This is a genomic window from Tistrella sp., assembly GCF_002684955.1.
GTDB classification, from domain to species: domain Bacteria; phylum Pseudomonadota; class Alphaproteobacteria; order Tistrellales; family Tistrellaceae; genus Tistrella; species Tistrella mobilis.
In genome coordinates this window covers 104,468-121,320 of sequence record NZ_NYWI01000005.1, presented here as the reverse complement: position 1 = coordinate 121,320, position 16,853 = coordinate 104,468, and the positions used below count along the sequence as shown (strand labels likewise).

Below are 16,853 nucleotides of genomic sequence, written 5' to 3'. Positions count from 1 at the left end.
GTTCATAGCGGCGGCGCGTCATTCAAAGCTCCCTCATTCGGAAGCCTTGAATCACAGCTGCCAAAAAACGCCAAGCGAATTTATGAGTTTACCGCCTAGTCGCGGCACCCAGTACGAAGCCGGCCTGAAGTATCAGCCGCCCGGCTGGAATGCGATGCTCACCGCGGCGGTGTTCCAGATCACCCAGACCAACGTTCCGAAGACGGTGGCACCTGGTGATGTGCGCCAGATCGGCGAGGTCACGAACCAGGGTATCGAACTCGAAGCGGTGGCGAGCCTGGGTTCGGGCTGGGATGTCCAGGCGGGCTTCACCTGGCTCGACAGCGAGGTGACCAAGAGCACCGAGCTGGATCTTCATCACCGCCCGACCATGGTGCCCGAGGTGACCGCGGCGCTCTGGACCCGCTACACATTCCAGGCGGGCTTTGCCGAAGGGCTGGGGCTTGGGGCCGGCGTGCGCTATGTCGGCAGCACCTATGGCAACGACACCAACACCCTGAAAGTGCCGTCCTACACCCTTTATGACGCGGCGGTCAGCTATGACCTGGGCCGGGCGTCGCCGGCGCTCACCGGTGTCGAACTGGCGGTCAATGCCTCCAACCTGTTCGACGAGACCTATGTCTCGGGCTGCGAGGTCGACAGGCAGTGCTATTGGGGCCAGGGCCGTACGGTGCTGGGGACCCTGAAGTACAAGTGGTGATTGCCATGCGGGGCGTCGGGTTGCGCCTGCTGGCGGCGGGGCCGGGCGGTTATCTGGTGGCGGCGCTGGCCGCCACCCTTGCCGTCCGGCTGCTGCCGGGGCCGGTGGTCGAGGCGGTGCTGGCCGGCAGCATGAGCAGTTTCCTGGTCTGGGTGGCGGTGGTCATCCGTGTCTTCGCGGTCGACAACCCGCGCCGGGCCCTGGCCGAGGTGGCGGTGCTGGCCGGTTTGATCGCCGCGGCGGGGGGCTGGCGATGAGCTTCCGGCAGAAGATGTCCTGGCTCCACACCTGGGCCGGGCTGGTGGTCGGCTGGCTGCTGTTCGCGATCTTCCTGACCGGCACGGCCTGCTATTTCCGGCCCGAAATCTCGGCCTGGATGCACCGGCTGGCGCCGCTCGACCTGCCCGATCAGGCGACGCAGGCGTGGCTCGCCGCCTCGTGGCTTCAGGCCGAGGCACCGGATGCGGTCAGCTGGCTGATCGATCTCTCTGACGGGCGCGAGCCGGTGCTGAAAGTGGCAGCCGGCCGGCCCCACGGCTATGTCGCCCAGCGGCTGGATCCCATAGCCGGCACGCCCGAGGCCGGCCCCGAGACCGCCGGCGGCGATTTCCTGTTCTATCTCCACTTCACCCTGATCATGACCGATTGGGGCCGGATCCCGGGCCGCTATCTGGTCGGGATCTGCGCGATGATCATGGGGGTGGCGATCGTGACCGGGGTGATCGTCCACAAGCGGATCTTCAAGGACGCCTTCACCTTCCGCCCCCGCGCCGCCGCCCAGCGGACCTGGCTGGACGGTCACAACCTGCTGGGCGTGATGTCACTGCCCTTCCATCTGATGATCACCTGGAGCGGGCTCATCACCCTGATGCTGCTCTATATGCCCTGGGCGGTCGATGCTGGCTATCCGGGCGGCCGGGCCGGCTATGCCGCCGATCTGGACGGGATCGCGGTCGCGGCGGCGCCTGCCGGACCGGCGGGGCCCGCGCCGCTCACCGATCTCGGGCCGGTGGTAACATCGGCCACCGCCGCATGGTCGGCCGACGGCCGCGACATCCGGGTCGGGCGGATCGAGGTCGAGCGGCCGGGCACGACCGCGGCGCGGCTGACCCTGACCCCCCAGGATGCCGACCAGCTGGCCCGCCTGCCGGACGCGCTGGTCTTCGACGGCACCACCGGCCGGCTGATCGATGACGGCCGGGGCCGAAGCGGGGCGGTTGCCGCCACCCATCACACGCTCTACGGCCTGCATCTCGCACGGTTCGCCGGTTTGCCGCTGCGCTGGCTGTTCTTCGCCGCCGGCCTTGCCGGCACGGCGATGATCGCAACCGGGCTGGTGCTCTGGTCGGTGAAGCGCCGCCCGAAGACCGGTGCGGCCGGCCGCGCGCGCGGCCACCGGCTGGTCGATGCGCTGAACATCGGTTGTCTGGTCGGGCTGACCGCCGCGATCGCCGGCCATTTCCTGGCCAACCGCCTGCTGCCGGCCGATCTCGCCGGCCGGGCGGAACTGGAGCCGGCCGCCTTCTATCTGGTCTGGCTGGCCTTTCTGCTGGCGGGGGCCTGGCGGTCCGATGGTATCGGCTGGATGCGCGCCGTTGCGGCCGCCGCGCTTCTCTGGGCGGCGGTGCCGGTCGCCGATGTGATCGTCACCGGCCGCGATCCGCTCAGCGCCCTGGCCGCCGGCGATCGGGTGTTCTGGGGCATGCAGCTCACCTGCCTCGTCGCCGCGCTCACGCTCGGCCGGCTGGCGATGATCCTCAGGGGGCGCAGCCGGCAGGGAGGGGCGGCATGATCCCGCTGCTCCTGCTGCTGATCATCGGCACCTCTGCCGCCACCGCGCTGGCCCTGGCCATGCCGCGCCATCACGAACAGGCCCATGGCCGCGGCGCGGTCATCCGCCGCCAGCCGGTCCGGCGGCGCCTCGAAGGCTGGGGGCTGGTGCTGATTGCGGCCGCCCTTGCCGTCTTCACCGACGGCTGGGGCCGCGGTCTGGTTCTGGTCGCGGGCGTAGCCGGCCTTGCCGCGCCGCTGGCCGCCGGTCTCTTCGCCTGGCGCCCGGCCTGGGCGGGGCGGGTGGTGGTGGCCGGTTGGCTGGCCGTTATGGCCGGGCTTTGCGGTCTGGTCTTCGGCTTCGCCTGACGCCAGATGCCGGACGTGAAACGGCCCGCCTCTCCATCAAAGAGGCGGGCCGCTCGGTCTTCAGACGTCGTCAGTACCGGATCAGCGCACGCCGACCTGGCGGGCGTCGATGCCCTGGCCGTTCAGGTATTCGCTGAGTTCACCGGTCTCGAACATTTCCGAGACGATGTCGCAGCCGCCCACGAACTCGCCCTTCACATAGAGCTGCGGGATGGTCGGCCAGTTCGAGTACTGCTTGATGCCCTCGCGGATCCCGCCATCGGCAAGGACGTTCACATCGCGGAAGGGCACGCCCATGTAGTTCAGCACCTGAACCACCTTGGCGGAGAAGCCGCACATCGGCCGGTCGGCGGTGCCCTTCATGAACAGCACCACGGGCTCGGCGTCGATATGGGACTGGATCTCGGCGAAAACCGGATTGGACTGGTCGGTCATGATATCCTCGGACCTTGAAGGCATTCATTCCTGGACGCCGGCCCTCTGGCGCGGCCGGCGGCCCGCCTCAATCGGCGGGGGCGGAGGTCTGGAGGGCAAGGGCATGGAGCACACCGCCCATGCGGCCCTGCAGGGCCTGATAGACCATCTGGTGCTGCTGCACCCGCGTCTTGCCCTTGAAGGCCGACGAGACCACCCGCGCCGCATAGTGATCGCCGTCACCGGCGAGGTCTTCGACCAGCACCTCGGCATCCGGCAGGGCGTCCTTGATCAGGCGCTCGATCTCGTTCTGGTCCATCGGCATCCGCGTCTCTCCCGTCACACGCGATCTTTGTGTCGCTGAACCGCGCCCCGGGGTCGCCGGAGCGCGGTCCCGCCGGTGATCAGGCCGGCGTCGACATCAACCCCGGCAGCCATCCCTCGTGGGCGCTGCGCAGCGTCTCCAAGGATATCGTGCCGGCACCGGTCAGAGTCAATTCGGTGCCGCCGGTCACGCCGATCTGAGCGGCCGGCACGCCGGTCACCCAGGCCTGGGCGATCACCGCATCGGCCGCCGCCGCCGGGGCGGCGATCACATAGCGGCCCTGATCCTCGCCGAAGGCCCAGGCGAGCGGCGCCTGGAAGGCCGGCGGATCGATCTTCGCACCGATGCCCGAGGCCAGCGCCATCTCGGCCAGCGCCACCATCAGGCCGCCGTCGGAGACGTCGTGGACGGTGCTGATCAGCCCTTCCGAGATCAGCGTGCGGACGAAATCGCCGTTGCGGCGCTCCACCGACAGGTCGACCGGCGGGGTTTCGCCATCCTCGCGGCCCAGAACCTCGCGCAGATAGAGCGACTGGCCCAGATGGCCGCGGGTCTCGCCGATCACGATGATCGCGTGATCCTGGCCCTTGAAGGCGATGTCGGCCCGGCGCGAGACGTCGGCGATCAGGCCCACGCCGCCCACGGCGGGGGTCGGCAGGATGCCGGTGCCCTGGGTTTCGTTGTAGAGCGAGACATTGCCCGAGACGACCGGGAAGTTCAGCGCCCGGCAGGCTTCGGCCATGCCCTGGATGCAGCCGACCAGCTGGCCCATGATCTCGGGCTTTTCGGGGTTGCCGAAATTCAGGCAGTCGGTGATCGCCAGCGGCTTCGCACCCGTGGCGGTCAGGTTGCGCCAGGTCTCGGCGATGGCCTGACGGCCACCCTGATAGGGATCGGCATAGCAGTAGCGCGGCGTGACGTCGGTGGTGATCGCCACCGCCTTCCGGGTGCCGTGGATGCGCACCACCGCCGCATCGCCGCCCGGGCGGCCGACGGTGTCGCCCATCACCATGTGGTCATACTGTTCCCAGATCCAGCGCCGGGAGGCGAGATCGGGCGAGCCCATCAGCTTTTCCAGCGTCGGCAGCACGGTGTCCAGATCGTCGCGGCCGCGGGGCAGCACGATCGGTCGGCGCTGGGGCGTGGGCGTCCAGGGGCGGTCATATTCCGGGCTGCCATTGGCCAGCGGCTTGATCGGCAGATCGCCGGCCACGGCATCGTGGAACTTCAGCACCATGCGGCCGGTATCGGTCACCTTGCCGATGACGGCGAAATCCAGCTCCCACTTCTCGAAAACCCGCCGGGCCTCGTCCTCGCGGCCGGGCTTCAGCACCATGAGCATGCGCTCCTGGCTTTCCGACAGCATCAGCTCGTAGGGCGTCATGCCCGCTTCGCGGGTCGGCACCTTGTCGAGCCACAGCTCGATGCCGGCATCGCCCTTGTCGGCCATCTCGAACGACGACGAGGTCAGGCCTGCCGCACCCATGTCCTGGATGGCGACGATGGCATCCGACTTCATCAGTTCCAGGCAGGCCTCGATCAGCAGCTTTTCGGTGAAGGGGTCGCCCACCTGCACGGTCGGCCGCTTCTGCTCGGCATCCTCGCCGAACTCGGCCGAGGCCATTGAGGCGCCGTGGATGCCGTCGCGGCCGGTCTTGGAGCCGACATAGACCACCGGGTTGCCGATGCCGGCGGCGGCCGAATAGAAGATCTTGTCGGCATCCGCCAGGCCCACGCACATGGCGTTGACCAGGATGTTGCCGTTATAGGCCGGGTGGAAATCGGTCTCGCCACCCACCGTCGGCACGCCGACGCAGTTGCCGTAGCCGCCGATGCCCGACACCACGCCCGAAATCAGGTGCTTCATCTTCGGATGCGACGGATCGCCGAAGCGCAGTGCGTTCATCATCGCGATCGGCCGTGCACCCATGGTGAACACGTCGCGCAGAATGCCGCCCACACCCGTCGCCGCACCCTGATAGGGCTCGATATAGGACGGGTGGTTGTGGCTCTCCATCTTGAAGATGATCGCCTGGCCGTCGCCGATATCGACGACACCGGCATTCTCGCCGGGGCCGCAGATCACCCAGGGGGCGGTGGTCGGCAGGGTCTTCAGCCACTTCTTCGACGACTTGTACGAGCAGTGCTCGCTCCACATCGCCGAGAAGATGCCGAGTTCGACCAGGTTGGGCTCGCGGCCCATGATCTGGCGGATCCGCTTGTATTCGTCGCGGGTCAGCCCGTGCTCGGCGACGATCTCGGGGGTGATCTTGGTTTCGGCCGTCATCGGTCGCGATTCCCGTCAGTCTCGGAAACTTGGGGCCCGGCCATGCCGGGCTTCGGAGGCTGGAACTCCGGGGCGTCTCAGGAGAGCCCGCCCAGCAGCGAGCGGAACATCTGAGCCCCGTCGGTGCCGCCCAGCGCCGGGTCGGCCAGACGTTCGGGATGCGGCATCAGCCCCATCACATTGCGCGCCTCGTTGTAGACGCCGGCAATGTTGCGGGCCGAGCCGTTGGGATTCGCCGCCCCGGTCGGGTTGCCGCCGGCATCGACATAGCGGAAGGCGACCAGGCCTTCGCCCTCGATCCGCGCCAGCGTCTCGTCGTCGGCGAAATAATTGCCCTGGTGATGGGCGACAGGGAACCGCACGACCGCGCCCTGCTCATAGCCCGCGGTGAAGGGCGTGTCGTTGCGCTCCACCTTCAGCAGCACGTCGCGGCAGACGAATTTCAGACCGGCATTGGTCATCAGCGCGCCCGGCAGCAGCCCGGCCTCGATGGCGATCTGGAAGCCGTTGCAGATGGCGAGCACCCGGGTGCCCTTTGCGGCGGCGGCCTTGACCTGCGCCATGATCGGCGAATTCGCGGCGATCGCGCCCGAGCGCAGATAGTCGCCATAGGAAAAACCGCCCGGAAGGACGATCAGATCGACCTTGGGCAGTTCATCGGCACGGTGCCAGACCATGTGCGGCGCACGGCCCAGCGCCGCCTCGACGGAAACGGCCACGTCGCGGTCGCAGTTCGAGCCGGGAAAGACGATGACGGCGGCATCCACGGGCTTGGATTCCCTGATTTCGGATCGGGTCGGCAGGGGCTGAAACATCGCCGGCCCGGGCGGGTGGCCCGGGCCGGCGGCGGGATCAGTCCGCGATCTCGATCGCGTAGTTCTCGACCACGGTGTTGGCGAGCAGGCGCTCGCACATCTCGGCGACGCGGCTGCGGGCGGTCGCCGCATCGGCGGCGTCGACGTCCAGCTCGATATACTTGCCGAGACGAACCTCGCCCGCTTCGGCATAGCCGAGGCCGTGGAGCGCGTTGGCGATGGCCTTGCCCTGCGGGTCGAGCACGCCGGGCTTCAGGGTCACGTGAACGCGGGCCTTCATCATGCGTCCTCCTCGGTCGGGGTCTCGGCCACCTCGCGACCCGGATCCTCGGGCAGGATGCCGAGCCGGCGGGCGACCTCCTGATAGGCTTCCTCGACGCGGCCCATATCGCGGCGGAACCGGTCCTTGTCGAGCTTCTCGTTGGTCTTGACGTCCCAGAGCCGGCAGTTGTCGGGGCTGATCTCATCGGCCAGGATGATCATGTCCTGGTCCTCGTCGAACACCCGGCCGAATTCCAGCTTGAAGTCGACCAGTTTGAGGCCGATGCCGAGGAACAGGCCCGACAGGAAGTCGTTGACCCGGATCGACATGTTCAGGATTTCGTCGATCTCGGGGATCGTGGCCCAGCCGAAGGCGGTGATGTGCTCTTCGGTCACCATCGGATCGTTCAGATGGTCGGCCTTGTAGTAGTACTCGACGATCGAGCGCGGCAGCCGCTCACCCTCTTCGAGGCCGAGGCGGGTGGCGAGCGAACCGGCGGCGACGTTGCGGACCACCCCCTCGATCGGGATGATCTCGACCTGCCGCACCAGCTGCTCACGCATGTTCAGGCGCTTGATGAAGTGGGTCGGCACGCCGATTTCGGCCAGCCGGGTCATCAGGTATTCGGAGATGCGGTTGTTCAGCACCCCCTTGCCGGTGATGACACCCTTCTTCTTGTTGTTGAAGGCGGTCGCGTCGTCCTTGAAGTACTGGATCACGGTGCCGGGCTCCGGACCCTCGAACAGGATCTTGGCCTTGCCTTCGTAGATGCGCCTGCGGCGGGACATGGGCGTCCTCCGGGGAGTTCGGACGGGCGGTACGCCGTCGACGGGTCCGCACAGCCGGGGATCGACCCGGGAGCGTCGGATCTCGACGAGCTGAGCCCAGGTCCGTGAGCAAATCGGGTCCATGAGCAAATCAGTCGGGCCGGGCCGACTGGGCGGTCGGTCCGGCGCGCGCGAAACATAGACAATCCGCTCCGCCAAGACAACGGCTTCCGACGCGACCCGGCCATGCGGTTTCGCCCGGGAGGCGAGCCCTCCGCCCCAGGAGGAGCGGAGGGGCTGTCTGCGATCAGAGGAAGGCGAAGTCGTCCTGATGCAGGGCCGATTTGAGGACGCCCTCCAGGACCAGCTGCCCGCCGCTGCCCAGATCGATATCGACCCCGTCGGCGCCGTCGGTGGCGGCGGCCAGCACCTCGGCGAAGCTGGTGAAGCCCGAAAGGCCGACCAGTTCGATCAGGTCGTCGGTTCCGGCACCGGCCACGAAATCGCGGATCCGGGTGGCGCCGGCACCGGCTGCGATTACGAAGCTGTCGCTGCCGTCGCCGCCCGAGAGGATGTCGTCGCCGGCGCCGCCGGTGATGCGGTCCTGGCCGGCATCGCCATGGATACGGTCGTCGCCTGCGCCGCCGTCGAGCGTGTCGTTGCCGCCTTCGCCGGTGATCCAGTCGCGATCGGTGCCGCCGGTGATCGTGTCGTTGCCGTTGCCGCCGCGCCGGATCCGGCCTTCCACCGACGACATGGTCCAGATCGTCCCGTCGGCGAAGACCATGCGCTCGATGCCGTAATAGCTCGAACTCGACATCTGCTCGTCGAGCAGGATGGCGCCGCCACCGTCGAAGGACAGGGTGACATCGTCGCTGTCGGTCAGCGACCGGCGGAAATCGACATCGTCCGCGGTGATGTCGGCGCCCAGCTGCAGCGTGTCGATCTGCGAGGAACTGCCGTAGTCGTAGATCCGGTCATTGCCGTCGCCCGCGCCATAGAGATAGGTGTCGGCACCGCCGAGCCCGTTCATGAAATCGTCACCCTGGCCGCCCGACAGCGTGTCGGCACTGTCGTCGAAGCCCCAGATGTCGTCATTGCCGGTGGTGCCCGCACGGGAGAGATAGGCGAGCTTCATCTCGGTGCGCGACCAGATGGTTCCGTCGTCGAAGACGAAACGCTCCACGCCGCCGCGGGTGCTGACGAATTGTTCGTCCAGGAAGATCGAACCGGCCTGACCGGCGAAGGAGACGATGAGATCGTCGATGTCGGCCGCGGTGCGGGAGAGCGTGATGTCAGGGGCCAGCAGGCCGGCACCGAAGACCAGGCTGTCGGTCGAGCTGTCGTAGATGTCTTCGTAGATGACGTCGTCGCCATGACCGATGCCCCAGTGATAGGTATCGGCGCCGCCATCGCCATAGATCGTGTCGTTGCCGGCGCTGCCGGCGAAGACGTCGCCGCGGTAGTCGACACCCCGCGTGATGTCATCGCCGCTGGTGGTGACGCNGGCGATATAGGCNTCGACGATCTGGTCNTTGGTCCAGACGGTGCCGTCATCGAAGACGAAGCGNTCGACACCGGTGCGGGTGCTTGCGAACTGTTCATCCAGGAACACCGANCCGGTCTGACCGGCGAAGGAGACGGTCAGGTCGTCGATATCCGAGGTGCCGCGGGTGAGCAGGATGTCGGCCGNCAGCAGNCCGGCCCCGAAGACCAGGCTGTCGGTCGAGCTGTCGTAGAGGTCTTCGTAGATGACGTCGTCGCCATGGCCGATGCCCCAGTTGTAGGTATCGGCGCCGCCATAGCCATAGATCGTATCGTTGCCGGCGCTGCCGGCGAAGACATCGCCCCGATAGCCCGTGCCGCGGGTCACGTCATCGCCGCTGGTGGTGACGCTGGCGATATAGGCGTCGATGATCTGGTTCTTCGTCCAGCTGATCCCGTCGCCGAAAGCGATGCTCTCGACACCGGCCGTCGTGCTCGCGAACTGCTCGTCGATGGTGATGGTGCCGGTATGGCCGGCGAAGGACAGGGTGAGATCGTCGAGGTCGCTGGTCGAGCGGGTCATCACCAGATCGCCGGCAACCAGACCCGAGGCGAAGACGATCCGGTCCTGGGCGGAGTTGTACAGCTCTTCGACGATCAGATCGGCGCCGTCATCGGCGCCGAAGCGGTAGGTGTCGGCACCGGTGCCGCCACGGAGCGTGTCGTCGCCGGTACCACCGATCAGCGTATCGTCGCCGGCGCGGCCGGAGAGGTCGTCATTGCCCGCCCCGCCGTCGATCAGGTTGTCGCTGGCGAAGCCGTAGACCACGTCGTCGCCCGCACTGATCGCCCAGGCCATCGCCTGATTTTCAAGTTGGGTGCGGCTCCAGCTCGCGGTCTCGAAGATCACCCGGTCGATGCCGTAGGTGGTGTTCGCCGCCTGCTCGTCCAGGAAGACCTCGCGTCCGCCGTCGAGCACCAGGATCAGATCGTCGAGATCGGCGGTCGGCCGCAGGAAGCCCAGGATCGCCGGATCGACGTCGTTCAGGATCAGCACGTCGCCGGTCGAGCCGTAGGTGTCGACGATGCGGTCATTGCCGTCGCCGGCAGCGATGATGTAGGTGTCGTTGCCATTGGCGCCGGTCAGCACGTCGTCGCCCAGACCGCCGGCCAGGATGTCGGCCCCGGAGGTGCCGGTCAGGGTATCGGCACCGGTGGTGCCGCCCAGAAGCGCCATGCGGATCGCATGATCGTCCATCAGCGTGCCGTCGGCGAAGCGGACCAGGTCCAGATTGCCGGCGCCGATGAAATCGCGCACCCGCACTGCTTCGACCCCGTCGACCGAGATCACCAGATCGGTGCCGTCGAGCGCGAAACCGGCATCGGCGGCATCGACGTCGGTGAAGGAGAGTTCGTCGGTATCGCCGGCGGCATTGCCCGGGGTGTTGTCGATCAGATCGACGCCGTCGCCGCGGGCATAGACATAGACGTCGTCGCCGCCACCACCGGAGATCCGGTCGTTGCCGAGGCCGCCGGCGATGGTTTCATCGTCCTGGCCGCCGACCAGCACGTCGTCGCCATCGGTCGAGACCAGACCGGCGCCGATCAGCTGTGCCGCCGTCCAGATGGTGCCGTCGGCAAAGCGGACCTCGTCGACGGTGTAGCCGGTGGCACCGAAGAAATCGTGCAGGATGATCCAGTCGCCATCGCCCAACTCCAGATAGAGATCGGCAATGTCGGTGCCTGTGGCCGCCTCGGCGCCGTAGAGGGTGTTGCCGTCGGCATCGTAGCTGTTGACCACCGTGCGGACCGTCACGGCCTGGGGCGTGAAGCCGGTCCGCAGATCGAGCACGTCGTGGCCGATGCCGTCGTCGATCCAGTCGACGCCGTCGCCGCGATTCATGACATAGCTGTCGTCGCCGGACCCGCCGGCCAGGCGGTCGTTCTGTTCGCCGCCGGCCAGCACGTCGTTGCCGCCGCCGCCCTGGATGTTGTCGACACCCAGCCCGCCGATCAGCTTCTCGTCGAGCCCGGTGCCGATCATCCGGTCATGGCCGGTGGTGCCGAGGATAAGGGCGGTGGCTCCCGCCGCCACGGCGACGGTCACCTGGCCGGTGACGTCGCGATTGCGGCCGTCCGACAGGCGATAGGTGAAGCCGGCGGTGCCGGTGAACCCGTCGGCGGGCCGGAAGCGGATCAGCCCGTCGGCCCCCATGGCGACCGCGCCGCCCTCTGCCTCACCGACGCCGGTGATGGTGAGCTGGGTGCCGCCGGTATCGGTATCGTTGGCGAGCAGGGTGGCCGGATCGATCACCAGCACGTCGCCCTGTTCGACCGAAAGCGCATCGGCGACCGCCACCGGCGCGGCATCGGCCGCGCCCACGGTGAGATCGCCATCGGCGAAGGCGATCAGGTCGATGTTCTGGAAGTTGACGGCGACACCGGCGCCGGTCAGCGTCCAGCCGGGGCCCGACTGGGCCAGGGTGTAGTCGGCGATGTCGCCGTCGATGATCAGCGTATCCCAGCCGTCGCCGCCATCGACCGTATCGGCGCCGGTGCCGACCTCGATCATATCGTCGCCGTCGCCGCCCTGGATGACGTCGTCGCCGGCACCGCCGGCCAGCGTGTCGTCACCGGCGCCGCCGTCCAGCGTATCGCCCCCGGCACCGCCGACCAGCAGGTTGGCGCCGTCGTTGCCGGTGAGGGTATCGTCATGGTCGCTGCCGACCAGATTCTCGATGCCCGAGAGCGTGTCACCATCCGAGGCCGTGCCGGCGGCCAGATCCACCGTGATGCCCTGGGTAGCGGTGCTCCAGCCCGCCGTGTCGATGCCCTGGCCGCCTTCGATCACGTCGGCGCCTGCGCCGCCCTCGATGACGTCATCGCCCCGCCCGCCCCACAGCCGGTTGTCCGCGGCATTGCCGACCAGCAGATCATCGCCGTCGCCGGCAAAGAAATCCTCGATCACGGTACCGTCGGCGATCACCACTTCCCGGCCGTCGACCACGCCGCCGGCCGCCAGATCGAAGGCGATGTCGGAGGTGACGATCGCGGCATTGATGGTGTCGTGACCGGCATCGTCTCCGATCACCAGCCGGCCGTCCTGGCCCGCGGGAACGAGATCGGCGAACTGGTCGGTCAGCACGGTCAGCGTGTCGTCGGACGGCGTGTCGCCATGGATGCCGAGCTTCCAGTCACGCAGCACGCCGGTGTCGCCGGTGCGGGCATCGGTGACGGTCAGTGTCCAGGTGCCGGGCGACAGCTCGCCGCGGAACTGCACGCTGGAGAAGCTGAAATTGAGGTTGTCCTTCGTGGTGCCGATGTCGGTATCGTCGCCGGCCACCTTGCCCGCCCGGTCGACGAAGGTGGAGACGGTGCCGTCGGGCGAGGTGAGGGTGATGACCAGATCGCCGACATGGGTATGGGTCAGGTCGATCGAGAGCGTCACATGGCCGATCTCGATCTCGTCGGTGACCTCGATGGTCGAGGTGATGCTGCCGTTATCGGCCAGCGTGACGTCGGTGGCGTTCTGAAGCGTGACCGAGACCTCGTTGGCCGAGGTCGACTGCAGGGTCCAGGTTTCGGCCAGCCGCACGGCGGCGCGGGCGTCCAGATAGCCGAAGCCGGTATCGTCGCGGAAGGCGAAGCCACCGCCGTTCCAGCTGGTCGCGCCGTTGAACCGCCAGCCGGCATCCGCGTCGGCCGGCATCTCGCGCCAGGCCGAGTTGGCGAGAATCGCCTGGACATCGCGCCAGCCCAGATCGGCATTCGCTTCCAGCATCAGCGCGATCGCGCCCGAGACGACCGGAGCCGCCGCCGAGGTGCCGCTGCCCAGATGATAATCCGCACCGAACTCGCCCGGATCATAGCCGGTGGAGCCGGGCCGGTCGGCCGAGACGATGCCCGAGCCCGGCGCGCCGATCAGGACCGAGGCGCCCGGGCGGCTGAACACGCTCTGGTCGCCCTGATAGTCGACCGAGGCGACCGCGATCGTGTAGCGGGAGTTGACGAAGAGGTCGTAATCGGCGCGGCTGCCTTCGTCACCGGTATTACCGGCGGCGAAGACGATGTTGGTGCCGAGCCCGTCGCGGCCGTACACGGCCAGCTTCTCCATGCCGGGCGTGGTCCAGCTGGCGGGCAGGAAGCCGAGCGTGGTCGCGAAATCGCTGGTGAAGGTCCAGCTGTTGTTCAGCACGTCGACGTCATAGCGCGGCCGCGACCCGTTCGGATAATCGGCCCAGGAGTCGATATAGCCTTCGAAGGTCAGATAGCCGGCCAGCGTGGCCTCGTAGGCGACGCCGATCACCCCTTCGCCGTTGAGCGCGCCGGCTGCGATCGCCGCGACATAGGTGCCATGGGCATCGCCGCTCGCATGGGGCATGGCGACATCGTCGTTGGATGAATAGTCCCAGTCGATCGTGTCGTCATAATTCGGTGCGACGTCGGGATGGGTGTAGTCGACGCCGTTGTCGGCGATGCCGATCACCACGCCCTGGCCGGTATAGTCGGGCCAGACATCGGTGACCGTGGTCTCGACAAGATGCCATTGATAGGGGGCGAGGCCGTCGCGGGGGCCGCGCGCCTCCACATCCACCTCCACCAGCCCCGTGGCCGTGCCGCCATGGCCGTCGTCGACCGTATAGGTGAAGCTCGCCAGCCCCTCGAATCCTGGGGCGGCGACGAAGCGGACGTGGCCGTCCTCAGTCAGCCAGGCAGAGCCGCCGGTGACATCACCGATGCCGGTGATGGAGAGTGCGTCGCCGTCACCATCGAGGTCATTGGCGGTCAATCGGCTGGCGGGCAGGTCGATGAAGCCGTCACCGCGGCTCTGGCTCACCCGGTCGGTGCGGGCGAAGGGATTGGCATTGGTGCCGTCCAGATGGACCGCGCCATCCTGGAATACCAGCCGCTCGATGCCGGTCAGGCTGTCTGCGCCTTCATTGACGGCGCCGGTGCGCAGGTCGGTGACGGTGGTGATGCCGCCGGTGGTGGTGATCTGATAATCGGCGCGCCGGCCGGTGAACACCGCCGCATCCAGCCCGTCGCCGCCCGACAGGGTGTCGTTGCCGGCCTGGCCCATCAGCACGTCGTCGGCGTCGCCGCCAGAAAGCTGGTCGTCACCACCTGCACCATAGAGCGATACAGCCGCGCTGCCGCTCTGAGTCACGATATCGACGCCGGCATTGCCGACGAAGCGTTCGGCCGCGTGATCCGCAAGGTCGACGGTGATGCCGCTGGTACCCTGGACCACCAGGCTGTCGAAGCCCTGGCCGCCGGTGACGGTGCCGCCGGCCAGATCGGCGGCATCGACGAACAGCACATCGTCGCCGTCGCCGCCATCCATGTCGTCGGTGCCGGCCCCGCCGACCAGCACGTCATTGCCGCCGCCGCCGGCAAGAACGTCGTCGCCCCCGGCACCGTCCAGCCAGGCGCCGTCGCTGCCGGCCGAGAGCTGATCGTCGAAGCCGGTGCCGATCAGAACCGCGGTACCGGCTGCGGCGACCGCGGTTGCCGCCTGGGCCGGGTCCATCTCCTGCAGCAGGCGGCCGGTTTCGTATTCGCGCACAATGTCGCCCGTGCCCTGGTCGACCGCACGGGTGCCGAGTCCGTCATAGCCCAGGGCGACCTCGGCGATGGTGCGGGTCTGGCCGCCGGTCAGGGTGACCTCGGCCTCGGTCAGCATCACATTGCCGTTGCGGCCGGCATAGGCCGCGACCGATGCAAGGCCGATCGAGACGATGCCATGGTCGGCGAGGCCGGCCAGCTCGCCCGCATCGGTGATGCCGTCGCCATCGGCATCCTGCCAGATCCGCAGATCGGCATAGGCGGCGTCGGCGGCGTCGATGCGGCCGTCGCCGTTCTGGTCGAGCCGTGCGAGGGAGGCGAAGCCGCTGCGCCCGCCCGCCTTGTCGCTGAACAGTTCGGTGGCATCGTCGATCGTGCCGTTGCCGTCGCGGTCGAGTGCGAGCAGGCCGTCATCGGCGCCGACCCAGCCGGTGGTTTCAGCGAAGCCGTCGGCATCGATGTCGAAAGTCACCGGGTTGTTGCCGCGATTGGTGACCTCCACCCCGTCGCCGTCGAGATCGATGACCAGCGGGTCGCCGAACAGGGTGTTCCAGAGGCCGGCACCCAGCGAAGCACCCAGCGTGCCGCCGATCACGCTGGCCGCGAGCCCGGCACCGATGGCGACCACCCCCACCGGCGACAGGCCGATCGCCGTGATCGCGGCGGCGGCAAGTGCGGTACCGGCCATGCCGCCCAGAATGCTGCCGGCGGCTTCGGCATAGCCGACGCCGGTATTCTTGTTGACCGCATCGAGCGCTGTATAGAGGTTCGACAGGACGGTGCCGTGGCCCTTGACGATGCGACCGGCCAGGGAGTTGCTGCCGACCACTTCTGTCAGGGCGTCATAGACCGCGCCGACTGCCGCGCTGAAGGTGGTGGGAATGGCGCCCGCTGCGGTGCCGAATTCGGCCAGCTTCCGGCTCAAGGCGTCGCCGAAATCGCTTGCGAAGTCGCCGAGCGTGTCGCCTGCGGCCGCAAGCGCATCCCGAGCGGCCGCGATCGCGCTGTCGGCGGCGGATCCTACGGCGTCGCCGATCTGATCGAGCGTGTCGCCGGCCCAGTCCATGAAATCGCCGGCCGTATCGCTGGCCCAGTCCAGCGCGTCGCCCAGGGCATCGGCGGCGGTATCGTACATGTCGCCCAGGGCATCGCCGACCGCCTCGCCGGCCGAGTTCGTCCAGTCGACGGCATCGTTGAACGTGTCGGAGATGGCGTCGGCGGCGTTCTGGGCGGCATCGGCCACCCTGTCCGAGAGATCGTTCCAGCCGTCGCGGATGGCATCGGCCGCATCCGAGGCATAGTCCCCCAGATCGCTGATGGCGTCGTTCACCGCATCGGCGGCGCTGTTATAGGCATCGTTCGCCCAGTCCGTGGCGGTGTCCCAGGCATCGCCCACGGGGTCGAGCACGCTGTCCGAGAAGCTGTCCCAAAGGTCGCGGACGGCGTCGCCGGCGCTGTTCAACAGATCATCGAACCAATTGCCGCCGTCGCCATCGCTGCCCGGCCCGCCATCGGGGGACGGGCCGCCATCCGGTCCGGCACCCGGGCCGCCATTCGGATCGTCGGGGGCCGGGCCGGGCGGGCTGCCATCCGGCGCGCCGCCATCGCCCGGATCATCGCCGCCCGGGCCGCCGCCCGCCGCACCACCGCCGCCGCCGAGCAGGGCTTCAATGCTGCCGGTGGTGCCACGGCCGGCCACCGCAAGCCCGGCGCCCGCAAAACCGGTGGTGGCCAGGGGGCTGACCGCGTAGTGGATCGAGGCCGCGCCACGGCCCGCAGCACCGTCGTCTGCGGTCCAGCGATCCAGATCCGCGAACAGGTCGGCCGCGCCATAGCCGTGCCACCAGCCCTGGGGGAGGGTGGGCCCGGCCTCCGCCGCGGGATCCTGCCAGGCGGAGCTCTCTGCGTCGCCCGGCGTCTGCGCCGCGTCTGCGGATGGCCGTGCCGTCAGCAGAGCGACCTCTGCCGGGTCGGTTGCCGTGCCGTCGACGGGACGGTCGCCGGGGACGAGAGACAGGGGGGTCGCGTGATCGCGCGGCATGGGGTCGCCCTCCGGGGTGCAGGCTGACTCACGTCATGGTTTTTAAAACCTGC

Annotated in this window: 11 protein-coding genes; 4 read left to right on the top strand and 7 right to left on the bottom strand. The window is 68.2% G+C overall.

Annotated elements, in window-relative coordinates; all coding sequences use genetic code 11:
- Window positions 1-82: 82 nt before the first annotated feature.
- The 4 genes from CMO28_RS01600 to CMO28_RS01585 are packed head-to-tail and all read left to right on the top strand — an operon-like array spanning window position 83 to window position 2,839.
- Window positions 83-700: a TonB-dependent siderophore receptor gene (locus CMO28_RS01600; RefSeq protein WP_296708574.1), complete on the top strand. Its 618-nt coding sequence runs from the start codon at window positions 83-85 to the stop codon at window positions 698-700.
- Window positions 697-957, top strand: coding sequence for a hypothetical protein (locus tag CMO28_RS01595; protein ID WP_323755049.1), 261 nt, complete (start codon window positions 697-699; stop codon window positions 955-957). The genes CMO28_RS01600 and CMO28_RS01595 overlap by 4 nt, the downstream gene beginning before the upstream one ends.
- On the top strand, window positions 954-2,492 hold the full coding sequence (locus tag CMO28_RS01590) for a PepSY-associated TM helix domain-containing protein (RefSeq protein WP_296708571.1): 1,539 nt from the start codon (window positions 954-956) through the stop codon (window positions 2,490-2,492). The genes CMO28_RS01595 and CMO28_RS01590 overlap by 4 nt, the downstream gene beginning before the upstream one ends.
- Window positions 2,489-2,839 (top strand): DUF3325 domain-containing protein, encoded by a 351-nt coding sequence (locus CMO28_RS01585; protein ID WP_296708568.1) that lies wholly within the window; start codon window positions 2,489-2,491, stop codon window positions 2,837-2,839. Before CMO28_RS01590 ends, CMO28_RS01585 begins: the two co-directional genes overlap by 4 nt.
- Before the next feature lie 81 nt (window positions 2,840-2,920).
- Here CMO28_RS01585 and grxD read toward each other — a convergent pair whose 3' ends face one another.
- The 7 genes from grxD to CMO28_RS01550 all read right to left on the bottom strand — a co-directional run bounded on the left by grxD (window position 2,921) and on the right by CMO28_RS01550 (window position 16,800).
- Window positions 2,921-3,274 carry a Grx4 family monothiol glutaredoxin gene (gene grxD / locus CMO28_RS01580; protein WP_014745778.1) on the bottom strand — a complete coding sequence of 118 codons (354 nt, stop codon included), beginning with the start codon at window positions 3,272-3,274 and terminating at the stop codon, window positions 2,921-2,923.
- Between the two features lie 67 nt (window positions 3,275-3,341).
- Window positions 3,342-3,578 carry a BolA family protein gene (locus tag CMO28_RS01575; RefSeq protein WP_014745777.1) on the bottom strand — a complete coding sequence of 79 codons (237 nt, stop codon included), beginning with the start codon at window positions 3,576-3,578 and terminating at the stop codon, window positions 3,342-3,344.
- Window positions 3,579-3,657: 79 nt separating this feature from the next.
- The gene (purL, locus tag CMO28_RS01570) at window positions 3,658-5,865 is read right to left on the bottom strand and encodes a phosphoribosylformylglycinamidine synthase subunit PurL (RefSeq protein WP_296708563.1); all 2,208 of its coding nucleotides are present in this window, start codon (window positions 5,863-5,865) and stop codon (window positions 3,658-3,660) included.
- 77 nt (window positions 5,866-5,942) lie between these two features.
- Complete coding sequence (gene purQ / locus CMO28_RS01565) at window positions 5,943-6,632, bottom strand: phosphoribosylformylglycinamidine synthase subunit PurQ (RefSeq protein WP_062762031.1); 690 nt, start codon at window positions 6,630-6,632, stop codon at window positions 5,943-5,945.
- 85 nt (window positions 6,633-6,717) lie between these two features.
- Window positions 6,718-6,960: a phosphoribosylformylglycinamidine synthase subunit PurS gene (purS, locus tag CMO28_RS01560; RefSeq protein ID WP_041604930.1), complete on the bottom strand. Its 243-nt coding sequence runs from the start codon at window positions 6,958-6,960 to the stop codon at window positions 6,718-6,720.
- Window positions 6,960-7,730, bottom strand: coding sequence for a phosphoribosylaminoimidazolesuccinocarboxamide synthase (gene purC, locus CMO28_RS01555; RefSeq protein ID WP_296708557.1), 771 nt, complete (start codon window positions 7,728-7,730; stop codon window positions 6,960-6,962). Before purC ends, purS begins: the two co-directional genes overlap by 1 nt.
- Window positions 7,731-8,016: 286 nt before the next feature.
- Window positions 8,017-16,800 (bottom strand): S8 family serine peptidase, encoded by an 8,784-nt coding sequence (locus tag CMO28_RS01550; RefSeq protein ID WP_296708554.1) that lies wholly within the window; start codon window positions 16,798-16,800, stop codon window positions 8,017-8,019.
- Window positions 16,801-16,853: the final 53 nt, after the last annotated feature.